Raw genomic sequence first — 12,500 nt, 5'->3', positions numbered from 1 at the left:
CCTTCATGCCGGCGAGTTGCAGCCGGCAATCTGAACTGAGGCCAGGTTTGATGAGATTAGCTCCCCCTTGCGAGTTGGCTGCCCATTGTCCTGACCATTGTAGTACGTGTGTCGCCCAGGGCGTAAGGGGCATGCTGACTTGACGTCATCCCCACCTTCCTCCGGTTTGTCACCGGCAGTCTCTCTAGAGTGCCCACCTGAAGTGCTGGCAACTAAAAACGAGGGTTGCGCTCGTTGCGGGACTTAACCCAACATCTCACGACACGAGCTGACGACAGCCATGCACCACCTGTGTTCGCGCTCCCGAAGGCACTCCCAGCTTTCACCGGGATTCGCGACATGTCAAGCCCTGGTAAGGTTCTTCGCGTTGCATCGAATTAAACCACATACTCCACCGCTTGTGCGGGCCCCCGTCAATTCCTTTGAGTTTCACACTTGCGTGCGTACTCCCCAGGCGGGATACTTAACGCGTTGGCTTCGGCACAGCTTGGGTCGATACAAGCTACACCTAGTATCCATCGTTTACAGCTAGGACTACTGGGGTATCTAATCCCATTCGCTCCCCTAGCTTTCGTCCCTCAGTGTCAGGTTCAGTCCAGTAGAGCGCCTTCGCCACCGATGTTCTTCCCGAAATCTACGCATTTCACCGCTACACCGGGAATTCCCTCTACCCCTACTGCCCTCTAGTTCCTCAGTTTCCACTGCCTGCCCAGAGTTAAGCCCTGGTCTTTAACAGCCGACTTGAGGTACCACCTACGGACGCTTTACGCCCAATAATTCCGGATAACGCTTGCATCCTCCGTATTACCGCGGCTGCTGGCACGGAGTTAGCCGATGCTTTTTCCTCAGGTACCGTCACTTTCTTCTTCCCTGATAAAAGAGGTTTACAACCCAAAAGCCTTCCTCCCTCACGCGGTATTGCTCCGTCAGGCTTTCGCCCATTGCGGAAAATTCCCCACTGCTGCCTCCCGTAGGAGTCTGGGCCGTGTCTCAGTCCCAGTGTGGCTGCTCATCCTCTCAGACCAGCTACTGATCGTTGCCTTGGTAGGCCTTTACCCTACCAACTAGCTAATCAGACGCGAGCTCCTCTTATGGCAATAAATCTTTCACCTCTCGGCACATCCGGTATTAGCCACTGTTTCCGGTGGTTGTCCCCGACCCTAAGGCAGATTCTCACGCGTTACTCACCCGTCCGCCACTCCCCCGAAGGGGCGTTCGACTTGCATGTGTTAAGCATACCGCCAGCGTTCATCCTGAGCCAGGATCAAACTCTCCATGGTACTCAAGTTGTTTTTTTTCTCTTCACCGTACTCTTAGTCAACCCTTACAGTTAACTTCGAACCGGTTCGGAATTTTAGGTTTTAGTTTTGGTCAATCTGTCCTATAATGAGGTCAGATTAACCTGAAAATTTCTTGACGAGTAGCGACCGTATATTGGCTCTCAAACTATAGATTTTTCTTGGTTCGGGGCGGTGCGGTGCGCTTGGCTTTCCTCATCGCCATTTACTAATGTAAAGGGTAAAAAAGCGTTTGTCAACCTAAACCCGAAACTTTTTTAAGCATTAATTGAACAGCGATTTTCCTCGTACCAACGAAACCGATCGGCCAACAAATAGTTATATTGAGCACACAGCATTGACAGCCAGTGATCTATCTTGGCTTTTTGCTGCTTTGTTGGTTTTAAGCGGTACTGGTACGCGATTCTCATTTGACTTGTTCTCTAGCTCATCGAGCTACTATTAGTATAATATACAGCTAGTCAAAGCGCTAGTCATAATGAAAACAATAAAAATTACAATTAGACTTACCGATTTCGAGAAAAGACAATTGGAGCAAGAAGCAAAACGGAGGGGAATGACTCAGTAATCAATACATACAATGAAGTTTTATAGCTCGTCTTCGTGATCCAAAAGACCCTGTGCAAAATTCATCCCACACTCATGCTGCGCATGTTCGTTGTGGGGCTTCTTTTGCCGGACAGCTAAGGGGATGCAGTGGAATGCCAAATCCCAGGCTGCAAACCAGGGATATTCCCATTTATCTGGCATAGAAAGAATATCTGCATTGTCGAGATGATTCCATTGGTGATTCCTGACTTTGAGACGTTCTGGTGGAGGTGGGGGTTGATTGGGGTCACCCTTGAGCCAGGTTTCTACGTTGTAGTAATAATACTGTTTACTCCACAACAGTCCTGCGAAGGCTTGACGCTGAATATTACGCTGATCATTATTAAGTCCGGATGGTGCGATCGCATGGTAAAACTGATCCGCTTCTGAGCGACGGGTGGCAATAATCCTTGAAAACTCACTGCCAAAGGGTTGGGGGATATTGGGAGCATCACTCAGCCACAGCTTAATCACCCGAGTCTCCCCAGCACCAATAGTAAATCGGTAATGGGGAGCCACTTTTGTGCCGACTCTGCTAGGATTGACGGCATTATTGTCACCCTGAACCACATAGTTATTAATGCCATCTTTAACATAGGCAGACTGATTCTCTACCCCAAACAAGCGCTGATAATTGGTTTCGTTATCAGTAACTAATAATTCTGGTGAACCCTCACAGTAAAACCACCGTTGTCCCAATGTGGGATGGGAGGCTTCCAGGACACTGAATTGGTGATCAGATTTAGCAACCTTGATTAAGGGCTTGGGAGAATTAGCATTCCAAGACCAAGTATTGCGGAACCAGAGAGTAGGTAGGATATGGAGAGTTTGAGGATCTGGTCCTCGATTAATCGCAGTAATTTGGATTAAAATTTGCTCCGCCGAGGCTTTGGCATACTCTAGGAATACATCATAGTAACGATTTTCCTGGAATATCCCTGTATCGAGCAGTTCAAACTCTGGTGCTTCCCGTCCCCGACGTTGGTTTTCCTGCACTAGCCAAGTATAGGGAAACTCAGCTTGGGGATATTTGTATAATCCCTTCATGTAGGAGTGGGTAGGAGTACTATCTAGATAGAAATAATACTCTTTAACATCTTCCCCGTGATTACCTTCAGTGCCCGTTAAACCATAAATCCGTTCTTTAAGGATGGGGTCTTTGCCGTTCCATAGCGCTAGGGCAAAACACAAATACTGTTGATCATCACAAATACCCAAAATACCATCTTCGCCCCAACGGTAAGTACGCGATCGCGCCTGGTCATGGGTAAAATAATCCCACGCTTGTCCATCCGGGCTATAGTCTTCTCGTACTGTTCCCCACTGTCGCTCACTTAGGTAAGGACCCCAGCGTTTCCAATGGATAATGTGATTGCGAGCTTCTTCCAGTCTTTGATATTCTTCAGTCATAACTCAGGCCAGCTGCATCGCTTTTAAAGTTGAAAGTTGAAGGTTGAAGGTTATTTTATTTAAGCTTAATTGGTGGTTCGCGTAGCGTGGCCGACAGGCCAAGGTTTAAGGTTAGTTAGTTGTTCGCCTTTGGCGTTCGGTGAAGGGTAGGTTTAAGATTAGTTGGTTGACGCTTAGTTGGCTTTGCTGGACTCCCGCTTCCCCTGCATAAATTAAACCATCGTTATCCAAGTGAATGCTGTAGCGAGTTCCCCGACGATGCCAGTCAATTACCTCTTCTAGAATTGGAAACAATTCCGCTATCAACCTCTGATCTTGCGTCGCTTCGTAATAGGCACGGATTGCCTCGAAATACCAGAGCGTAGCATCCACGGTGTTGTATTCTGCTTCCGTTCCTACATCTGGGAAGAGATTGGGTAACATCCCTTGATCTATATAACGGGCAAAGGTGGGAAGAATAGTGCAAGCAACGTCAGGAGGACCGGTCGAGAGAGTCAATGCTGGCAAACTAATCATGGTATCTGACCCCCAATCCCCAAACCAAGGGTAGCCTGCGATAATCGTTTTATCATCAGGTGCATCTGCTAACGGGCGGTTGACCATAAACTGGTCAGCCGTCCATACTAATTGCGGATCCAACTGGGGGTAGTTTTGAGATTGTGGGCAGCATCCCAACCCTTGATTAATGTCATTGGTAATTTTGGTAATTGTTAGTTTAAAATTGGTACTTGGCGAGTACCAATTTTAAATTAGTTTAAGTTAATTTAAATTAGTTTAAATTAGTTTAAGATTATTTGTTCATAGCAACGATTTCCGCAATATCCATAGAGCAAATCATCACAGCAGTGTCCTCAAAACTTACTAAGTTAAGATGATCCGGATTATCTATCAACTGTTGTGCTGCTAAAAAGCCAGCAATTGTCCAGGTTTGAACTTTCCTAGCTTTCTTGCCAATCAGGCGACCATTTTTACCATCATAGTACTCTGGCCAGTTATCCTTAAGCAGGCATTGGGCAGCAATGGTTAAGGCTTTACGAGCCAGTTCAGATTTGCCAGTTTTTTGTGCTGCTGCTGCTAATTCCCACAACAAGAACGGCCAATTCCCCGCATTATGGTAAGACCAAGGAGTATTTTTGGGATCACAACCTGTGATAATTTGCCAATCGCGACCTTCCAAAGCCGGAAAACAAACTTTCATGGGCATTTCTCCCACTAAATCCTCCCAGCGTTGCTCGATCAAGTCCATAATGGCTTGGGATTGTTCTTCAGTAGCTAGGGAAGTAATAATTGCCATTAAATTACCTTGGGCAAAAAAGCGAAAATCCATCCGCCCTGGTCCAAGGTTACCCACAAAATATCCCCCTGAATCTGGCAACCATTGCATTAGCCAATCTGGAATAGTGTCAGCATAGACATTAAACTTATTGATTGCGGCTTCACCGAACTCTTCCACATCGTAGCGATAGATTTCCTTGAGGCGGTCTAAATTCAACCAATAGTAATTCCGAATATGATAAGTCAGATGACCCAAGCGCTCCTTGACCACAGGAACATAATCATCCTCTGGCAACAATAACTCACTCGCCGCCTGCAACGCAGTGTAGAATAGGGCTTGAATATCCAACGGATACCCATCAACTCCCATCCGTCGGTCAATCATGAAGGCACCATCCGGCACCAACATCGTGGGAAACAGATCAAATCGCTTAGTCAGACACAGATCTAGAACTAATTTGATTCCCCGTTGGAACCGTGTCTGGTGGGCAAGGGCTTGATCACCAGTTGCCTTGACATAAGCCCTTAACACCAGCAGCCACCACAAGCCAGAATCTACTGGAGCAACTCGTGCGATCGCATGTTCCCCAAAATCCGCCCCTAAATACTCCTGTTCCTTCTTATGTATCACTTTAAAGCTCGCTGGCATCAATCCAAGACCCGCCTTAAAGCAATCCATATGCTTTTCACGGCTTTGAAGCCCTAGGGTTTCGATCAGGAAATTGCGCACAATTTCTCCCTTGCCCCTCATCAGCAATGCCATAGCCGACACCGCGAAATCCCGGGTAAAGCACTGGTCATAATTCAGGGCTTCCATATCCGAGTCTTTCGACGCCACTGTGCCCACGGGATGACCTTGATAATAGATAATCGAATCTTCCAGGGCTTGCCAAGCTGCCTCGATCAGATTACCTTCGCTTCCCATATAAAATTTCTCCTTTAAGTTGTCCATCTGGTTGATGCTAGCTTAACTCCTTTGAAAAAATCCTGGAGTACTTGGCTCGGATATCGAAAGACAAAGAACTTCGGGAACTTCAGATCAAGGAACTTCGGATCAAGGAACAGGGCATAGGTCAGAAGAATTGACGCAGTTTATATCATAAAAATACTAATGCTGCAAGGTATCAGCAAACAATCTTTAAGCAAACAACCTTGGCCTATTGGCCACGCGATCGCGTTCAACTTTCAAGCAAACAACCTTCAACCTTTAACCAAACCACCTTGGCCTATTGGCCACGCGATCGCGTTCAACCTTGGCCTATTGGCCACGCTTCGCGAACAACCTTGGCCTATTGGCCACGCGATCGCGTTCAACCAACCTTGGCCTATTGGCCACGGGTGCGCGTTCAACATTCAACCAAACAACATTCAACCTTCAACCAAACAACATTCAACCTTCAACCAAACAACATTCAACCTTTAACCAAACCACCTTGGCCTATTGGCCACGCGATCGCGTTCAACCTTTAACCAAACCACCTTGGCCTATTGGCCACGCGATCGCGTTCAACCTTTAACCAAACAACATTCAACCTTTAACCCTATTGAATTTAGTCACTCAGGACTGGCTCAAGTAACATTGCCGTACCGACAGGAAAGGGATAGGATATATTTTCGGTCAGGGCAGACACTCGATAAAGCATCGCTCCCCCTTCTCGATTTTGTTCTACCCCATCCATCACAATGCGCAGAACATTGCCTGGTTTAACAGGTTCATTCAAGGTCACCGTAAGAGCGGTACCACCTTCAGCACTCTTAGAAACTGCTGTGGTTGCTGGCACTCTCTCACCAAACTGATTAGTAACCTTTGCTTTGCGAACACCAGCGAGATTGGTACACTCAATCACAAGAGCATTAATGGGAAAGGCAGCCACAGCAACGGTAATAAAATGCCTATCCCCTGCAGCTCCAGCAATTCCAGCACTGGCAACATAGGGAGCATTCGGCACAAAACCGGCTTGAGCCTGAGCTACTGGCACCAGACTGGGGATGGCTATAGGCAGCACAGATGCGGCGAATGCTAGGGCTGAAACTGCTCCGAAAACTGGTTTTTTCATCACTCAATCGTCTTGGGATACCAGACTTAAACAACGTTGAGTTGATTTTAAAAAAGACCTATCGAAATTGTCTGCCTGAAAAAATCGGTAATTTGACCTAGATTTGACTAGGCCATCTGCTGGTAATTTTCGTAAAAAATTGGAAAAAATTGCTTGATTGGACGGAAATTTTGGCAATTCTATGTCAAAGTAAAACTAGTGTTTGGTGTGTTGGCTTTCAACCTCATCAATGATGGCAGACGAAGCCCTAGCTGTTTTGGACACAATTTTGCCCGATTACTCCTTCAGTAACCTTCAAGAGACCGTCTTCTGTGAAGTTTGGGAAGGGAAGACTTACGCTGAGATTGCGGAAAGCTGCGGGTATGAGCATAGTTACATTAGAGATGTAGGATTCAAACTTTGGCAACGTCTGTCTGTGGCTCTCAAACAAAAAGTTACCAAAAGTAATGTCCGCTCAGTTTTGAGGCGGTACTCCCGAGCTCAGCTATCCTCTCTAGGGATTTATGGCTATCAGGACAGGATAAAAACCAGCGTCGGGAATTCCCTATCCCCTGCTCTGGTACCAGAGCTAGACTTTCCCAGTGGTCCGGTACCACTAAACTCCAATTTATACATCGAACGTCCTCCCATTGAAGCGCTCACCTACGCAGAAGTTAGCAAACCAGGTAGCCTCATTCATATTAAAGGCCCCAGACAGAAAGGAAAGACTTCCCTAGTGCGAAGGATTTTGGCTTATGCCAAGAAACAGGGCTTTCGTACTGTTAGTTTAAGTTTACACCGAGCTGACTCCCAAGTTTTCAGCAACCTGGATAAGTTCTTACGTTGGTTTTGTGCCAACGTCAGTCGGCAATTGGGTTTATCCCTCCAACTCGATCACTATTGGGATTCTGACATTGGCTCTAAGGTGAGTTGTACCACTTACTTTGAAGACTATTTGCTAGAGCAAGTCGATAGGCCAATTGTTATTGCTTTAGATGAAGTTAATCAAATTTTTGAGTATCCAGAACTTTCTAGGGATTTTCTGTCTTTGCTACGCTCTTGGTATGAAGATGCTAGGGAACTGGAAATTTGGCAAAACGTAAGATGGGTGATAGCTCATGCTACAGATGTATATGTGCCACTAAAACTTAATCAATCGCCCTTTAATGTTGGCCTAGCCATTAAACTCCCAGAATTTACCAATGAGCAAGTGCTAGACTTAGCCCAGCGTCATGGTTTGGATTGGGCAAAAGGTGACCAAGCCATGAAACGTCTTGCTCCTTTAGTGACTATGGTAGGTCGTTGTCCCAGTTTAATTCGTCTTGCCCTTTATCATCTCACTAAACAGGATGTTAGCTTAGAACAATTACTAGAGGAAGCCCCAACTCAAACTGGAATTTATAGTAACTATTTGCGTTACTATCTAGCCGCTTTGCTACCCCATCCTGACCTAGTCGCTGCTTTTAAGGAAGTAGTCATGGCCACAGAAAGTGTGGAATTAGAAGCACTAACTGCCTATAAATTGGAAAGCTTGGGTTTGATCAGAATTCAGGGGAATCGAGCCACAGCTAGCTGCGAACTATATCGTCTATTTTTTAGAAATCAATTTCTGAATGGCATAAGAGTTAGTGGTTATTAGTTATTAGTCATGTCAACGAGATACAAAAAAAGCGATCGCCTAGCGTGACCTACGGTCAATCGCGAAGCGTGACGGGTCGCACCTGTGGAATAGGCATCTTGCCTGTTCGGGGATTTTTTGGAGCGGGCAGGATGCCCACTCTACTCCGATCCATTCGTTTGATTCAGCAACGCCATCCTAGTCACCAATTTACGATTAGATCTAACTAGTGGAGGTAAGCGGACTCGAACCGCTGACATCCTGCTTGCAAAGCAGGCGCTCTACCAACTGAGCTATACCCCCAGGCAAAGACAACTTAAGCTAAATTAAGCTTAGTTAATCAACCGCACTTTTGTTATTATACAACATACAAATGGAAAGTCAAGCAAGATAGCCAAAAAATTTTCCTATAGACATCGCAACAGTACTATTACCATAGCAGGTTAGTGCGGGGTGTTACCATACGTCAGAATAGTAAATAGTGAGGCACTTTCCGACTCAGGACTCAAAACTCAGCACTATTTTCACCCCTTAACCGGATCATGACCCAGGTAGTTGCAACATTTTACAAATTTGTCAAATTGCCAGACTTTGCGGATAAACGACCCTCCTTGCTAGCCCATTGTGAAGCTCAAGGCATCACAGGAACCATTCTCCTCGCAGCAGAAGGCATTAACAGCACCATCGCAGGCTCCCGTCAAGCCATTGATTCAGTCCTAGCGTTCCTCCGTTCCGATCCCCGTCTGGCCGACTTACAGCATAAAGAATCCTACACCGACTCCCCCCCATTCAACCGCCTGAAAGTCCGGTTAAAGAAAGAAATTGTTACCATCGGTTTGCCAGAGGTTGACCCCAATCAACAGGTAGGTACCTATGTTAAACCCCAGGACTGGAATGCTCTAATTTCAGATCCAGACGTAGTACTGATTGATACTCGCAATACCTATGAAGTAAATATCGGAAGCTTCAAAGGTGCCCAAAATCCCCATACTGACTCATTCCGACAATTCCCTGATTATGTTCGCCACCACCTCGATTCCACCAAAGATAAAAAAGTAGCCCTGTTTTGTACAGGGGGTATTCGCTGTGAAAAAGCCTCATCCTTTATGTTGAGTCAGGGTTTTAAACAGGTCTATCATCTCAAAGGTGGCATTCTCAAGTATTTAGAACAAGTCCCAGAAGACGAAAGTTTATGGGAGGGGGAGTGCTTTGTCTTCGATCAACGGATTGCTCTCAAGCACAGGTTGGAAGCTGGAACCTACCATATGTGCTACGGTTGTGGAAATCCAATTTCCCAAGCTGATCTCAATTCCCCTAAATATATCAAAGGTATTTGTTGCCCTTACTGTTTTGATGATCTCAGCAAAGAAGCATAAACGTCAGCGGTCAGCAGTCAGTGGTCAGCGGTCAGCCGTCAGCGGTCAGCCGTCAGCGGTCAGCCGTCAGCGGTCAGCGGTCAGCGGTCAGCGGTCAGCCGTCAGCGGTCAGCGGTCAGCGGTCAGCCGTCAGCGGTCAGCTGACGTAACAGAGATTAAACCAATGCTTACCTGTTTGATTCAAAAGCACCTCAAGTAGCACCATCTGTAGCGCATTAGCACCTCAAGTAGCGTGCCCGTAGCGCTTAAGCTGATAACTGATAACTGATAGCTGATAGCACCTCAAGTAGCGTGCGCGTAGCGCTTAAGCTGAATGCTTACCTTCATACTTCTGACTTCATACTTCTGACTTCTGACTTCTTTAGCGCTAGGGTCAATCCATCAGCAATCGGTACCAAACTAAGGGTTACCCGTTGGTCTTGAGATAGCTTTTGATTAAATGCTCGAATTGCCTCAGTTTTGTTATCGACTACCTCAGGATCTGCTACTCGCCCCGACCAGAGGACATTATCCACAGCAATTAGTCCACCATTACGCACCAGTTTCAGTGCCTGCTCGTAGTAGTTTTCGTAGTTCCGTTTATCTGCATCAATGAAGGCAAAATCAAACGTACCTGCTTGTCCCTCTTCCAGCAACCGATCCAGAGTGTCCAGTGCTGGGGCAATTTGCAGGTCAATTTTGTCAGCTACTCCAGCTTGTTGCCAGTAGCGACGTGCGATCGCAGTATACTTCTCACTGATATCACAAGCAACCACCTGGCCGTCTGGTGGCAAAGCTAAGGCTACAGCTAAAGCACTATAGCCCGTAAATACCCCCACCTCTAGAGTTTTCTTGGCTCCCATCAACTGCACTAGTAAGGCCATAAACTGCCCCTGTTCAGGAGCTATTTGCATCCTAGCCATGGAATGCTGTGCTGTTTCCAGCCTCAGCTGGGTCAAAACTTCTGGCTCTCTTAGAGAAACAGATTTTAAGTAGTCGTAAAGCTGCTTGTCTAGTCCAAAGGTTTGATTAGCCATTGATATTTAGTTTGCTCAAAGCTATTATTTTCCAGAGGTTGCTCAATCTATAGCGTTGATCATACTTATGAGGTACCTTCAAGTTTCTTATACCAAGTTGCGGTCAAAGGTACAACTTTCTCTTCCGCCAATCTCCCTATCTCCCTATCTCCCCATCTCCCCATATTCCCCTCCTGGGAGGGGTTAGGGGTGGGTCCCTATCTCCCTATCTCCCTATCCAACCAATCTACTCTCTTTGAATGCAACTCGGTATTACCCCTACTCCCGACTCCCGACTCCCTACTCCCTTTGCTAAATGATAGTATTCATCGTTAATTTTTCATCAGTCCATGTTGCTTTGGTTATTCCTTGCTGTTCCCTATTGGTGGGATGATTTGTACAGTCTCGCGATTAAACCCCAATAAATAGGGATAATACGGTATTTAATACCATAAAACAGACATTGACATTTTGCTAGCGCTAGAGTAAGATTAAAGTATACGATTCAGAATTAACGATGCCCAAGAAAATAGGAGCAACTAGAAAAATATCGACTCAAATCGTCCCCGTAGTAGGGATGACTGAGTCGGTTAAGACAGAGTTGTTGTTCACAATGAAAAAATTGGGCATTGTCAGATCTGAGTCTTACAACAAACTGGGAAGCATTAATCACTGGGGACTGGACTGGAAAAAGGCCATCCCGGAAGTAAAGAGTTTCAGGAATCCCGACAGCTTAGGGCTGCCTGCTAAATTAATGGATTGGGCTATTAATGATGTAGCAAAAGCCATTACGGCTCAGCAGGCAGCCTGTATAGATGCAGTAGCAAAAAGAATCTACAGAAGGTTCCCTGGAAAGGAAAATCAAAATAAACGAAAGGAGCTTTGCAAACAGCTTAAGACCGTTGCTTTTCTGGACAATCCTCTTCTACACAGACTTGTTAGAAGGTTTTTCCAAAGAGGACATTCTTGGATTAAAAACCAGATCGTCTATCAACAAGTGGGTTACAAATGTAAAAGGCTTTCCCGTAACACTTACCAGTTAGAATTGGCGGGATTAAGGAGAGGGAAGAGGAACAGGATAGTTGTTAGATCTAATCGAAAAATAAAAGGACAAATCAGACTGATCCATAATCAACTCCTGCAAAAATTTGAAATCCACTTTCTGGTAGACCATGGAACCGTAGAAATTCCCTCTGAACGTCGAAGTCTCGGTGTAGATAAGGGTTACACGGAGGCTTTCTATGATTCAGACGGTCAGGCACACGGCAAAGATCTGGGAAAAGTCTCTACTAAGAAATCAGATCGCATATGTGCCAAGAACCGCAACAGAGGGAAACTTTGGGCACTTCACAGAAAGCTAGAGAAAATAGATTCAGTTAAATCGGCTCGAATACTTGAAAACAACCTAACTAGAAAAACGGAAAATCGCCGTTACAGAAAAAATCAAGCAGAGTTGACGGCGATAATAGGAGCAGCCTCTAAGTCTCTTTTCAATGGAGAATCTTTAAAGGTCTTTGCTGTTCGCGTAGCGTGGCCTACGGCCTCAGATTTAACACAACCAATCAGAAATAAGCGCCAGTCTAAAGCCGTGTCCCGCAAACTCAATAGTTGGATGAAAGGAGTGATGCGTGATTCTTTGCAAAAATGGGCTGATTGGACTGGCTCGGTTGTTACAGAAGTTCAGCCTAGTTACACGTCGCAAATTGACTCCAGGAATGGCACCCTGTTGGGCAAAAGGACTGGGGACAATTTTACCGGATTTGATGGGGTCGTGTTGCAGGCTGACCATAATGCTGCCAAAAACATCCTTGCTCGCGGTACCGACTTCGAAATTACTCGGTACATGAGTAAAACCGAGGTACAGGCGGTGTTATTGCGTCGTACCGCGCGTTGGTTGAAAGGAA

At 46.0% G+C, this 12,500-nt stretch carries 10 protein-coding genes, 1 tRNA gene, 1 rRNA gene and 2 pseudogenes (1 of these 14 running past the window's edge); 6 read left to right on the top strand and 8 right to left on the bottom strand.

The features are described 5' to 3' along the window. The 5 genes and pseudogenes from F6K57_RS08010 to F6K57_RS07990 all read right to left on the bottom strand — a co-directional run. Nucleotides 1–1,280: ribosomal RNA gene (locus tag F6K57_RS08010) — 16S ribosomal RNA — on the bottom strand (it extends 209 nt beyond the left edge of the window). A gap of 278 nt (nt 1,281–1,558) precedes the next feature. Then, nucleotides 1,559–1,708: pseudogene (locus F6K57_RS08005) on the bottom strand (helix-turn-helix domain-containing protein); the annotation flags it as partial. A gap of 178 nt (nt 1,709–1,886) precedes the next feature. Then, on the bottom strand, nt 1,887–3,296 hold the full coding sequence (locus tag F6K57_RS08000) for a hypothetical protein (RefSeq protein WP_293066368.1): 1,410 nt from the start codon (nt 3,294–3,296) through the stop codon (nt 1,887–1,889). A gap of 186 nt (nt 3,297–3,482) precedes the next feature. Next, nucleotides 3,483–3,926 (bottom strand): annotated as a pseudogene (locus tag F6K57_RS07995) (amylo-alpha-1,6-glucosidase); the annotation flags it as partial. Between the two features lie 160 nt (nt 3,927–4,086). After that, on the bottom strand, nt 4,087–5,496 hold the full coding sequence (locus tag F6K57_RS07990; protein ID WP_293019368.1) for a glycoside hydrolase 100 family protein: 1,410 nt from the start codon (nt 5,494–5,496) through the stop codon (nt 4,087–4,089). A gap of 227 nt (nt 5,497–5,723) precedes the next feature. Here F6K57_RS07990 and F6K57_RS07985 point away from each other — a divergent pair, with 227 nt between their 5' ends. Further along, a complete protein-coding gene (locus F6K57_RS07985; RefSeq protein WP_293019370.1) occupies nt 5,724–6,041 on the top strand; it encodes a hypothetical protein in 318 nt (105 codons plus the stop codon). An 80-nt stretch (nt 6,042–6,121) separates the two neighbouring features. Here F6K57_RS07985 and F6K57_RS07980 read toward each other — a convergent pair whose 3' ends face one another. Next, nucleotides 6,122–6,628 carry a DUF2808 domain-containing protein gene (locus tag F6K57_RS07980; protein WP_293066364.1) on the bottom strand — a complete coding sequence of 169 codons (507 nt, stop codon included), beginning with the start codon at nt 6,626–6,628 and terminating at the stop codon, nt 6,122–6,124. 229 nt (nt 6,629–6,857) lie between these two features. On the opposite strand from F6K57_RS07980, the gene F6K57_RS07975 reads away from it, so the two are divergent. Beyond that, nucleotides 6,858–8,246, top strand: coding sequence for an AAA-like domain-containing protein (locus tag F6K57_RS07975; protein ID WP_293066361.1), 1,389 nt, complete (start codon nt 6,858–6,860; stop codon nt 8,244–8,246). Between the two features lie 209 nt (nt 8,247–8,455). On the opposite strand, the gene F6K57_RS07970 is transcribed toward F6K57_RS07975, so the two are convergent. Further along, nucleotides 8,456–8,528 (bottom strand) — tRNA-Ala (locus F6K57_RS07970). Nucleotides 8,529–8,767: 239 nt separating this feature from the next. On the opposite strand from F6K57_RS07970, the gene F6K57_RS07965 reads away from it, so the two are divergent. Beyond that, a complete protein-coding gene (locus tag F6K57_RS07965; RefSeq protein WP_293066358.1) occupies nt 8,768–9,601 on the top strand; it encodes a rhodanese-related sulfurtransferase in 834 nt (277 codons plus the stop codon). A gap of 20 nt (nt 9,602–9,621) precedes the next feature. After that, complete coding sequence (locus tag F6K57_RS41885) at nt 9,622–9,750, top strand: hypothetical protein (RefSeq protein WP_364301829.1); 129 nt, start codon at nt 9,622–9,624, stop codon at nt 9,748–9,750. Nucleotides 9,751–9,924: 174 nt separating this feature from the next. Here the strand turns inward: F6K57_RS41885 and F6K57_RS07955 are convergent, their stop codons facing one another. Continuing rightward, entirely contained in the window at nt 9,925–10,617 is a 693-nt protein-coding gene (locus F6K57_RS07955) for a class I SAM-dependent methyltransferase (RefSeq protein ID WP_293066355.1), read from the bottom strand. A 189-nt stretch (nt 10,618–10,806) separates the two neighbouring features. Between F6K57_RS07955 and F6K57_RS07950 the strand changes: the two genes are divergently transcribed. Beyond that, on the top strand, nt 10,807–10,932 hold the full coding sequence (locus tag F6K57_RS07950; protein ID WP_293019380.1) for a hypothetical protein: 126 nt from the start codon (nt 10,807–10,809) through the stop codon (nt 10,930–10,932). A gap of 181 nt (nt 10,933–11,113) precedes the next feature. Beyond that, a partial coding sequence (locus F6K57_RS07945) for a zinc ribbon domain-containing protein (protein WP_293066352.1) occupies nt 11,114–12,500 on the top strand: 1,387 nt, incomplete at its 3' end.

The organism is Moorena sp. SIO4A5, from assembly GCF_010672005.1.
GTDB lineage: Bacteria > Cyanobacteriota > Cyanobacteriia > Cyanobacteriales > Coleofasciculaceae > Moorena.
Note: the sequence above shows the minus strand (reverse complement) of the source record. Positions and strands in the feature narration are given on the sequence as shown.

Excerpts from the sequence above, each read along its gene's own strand:
- F6K57_RS07990 (WP_293019368.1), bottom strand. The coding sequence starts at position 5,496 with ATGGGAAGCGAAGGTAATCTGATCGAGGCAGCTTGGCAAGCCCTGGAA.
- F6K57_RS07975 (WP_293066361.1), top strand. The coding sequence starts at position 6,858 with ATGATGGCAGACGAAGCCCTAGCTGTTTTGGACACAATTTTGCCCGAT.
- F6K57_RS07955 (WP_293066355.1), bottom strand. The coding sequence starts at position 10,617 with ATGGCTAATCAAACCTTTGGACTAGACAAGCAGCTTTACGACTACTTA.
- F6K57_RS07980 (WP_293066364.1), bottom strand. The coding sequence starts at position 6,628 with ATGAAAAAACCAGTTTTCGGAGCAGTTTCAGCCCTAGCATTCGCCGCA.
- F6K57_RS07965 (WP_293066358.1), top strand. The coding sequence starts at position 8,768 with ATGACCCAGGTAGTTGCAACATTTTACAAATTTGTCAAATTGCCAGAC.
- F6K57_RS08000 (WP_293066368.1), bottom strand. The coding sequence starts at position 3,296 with ATGACTGAAGAATATCAAAGACTGGAAGAAGCTCGCAATCACATTATC.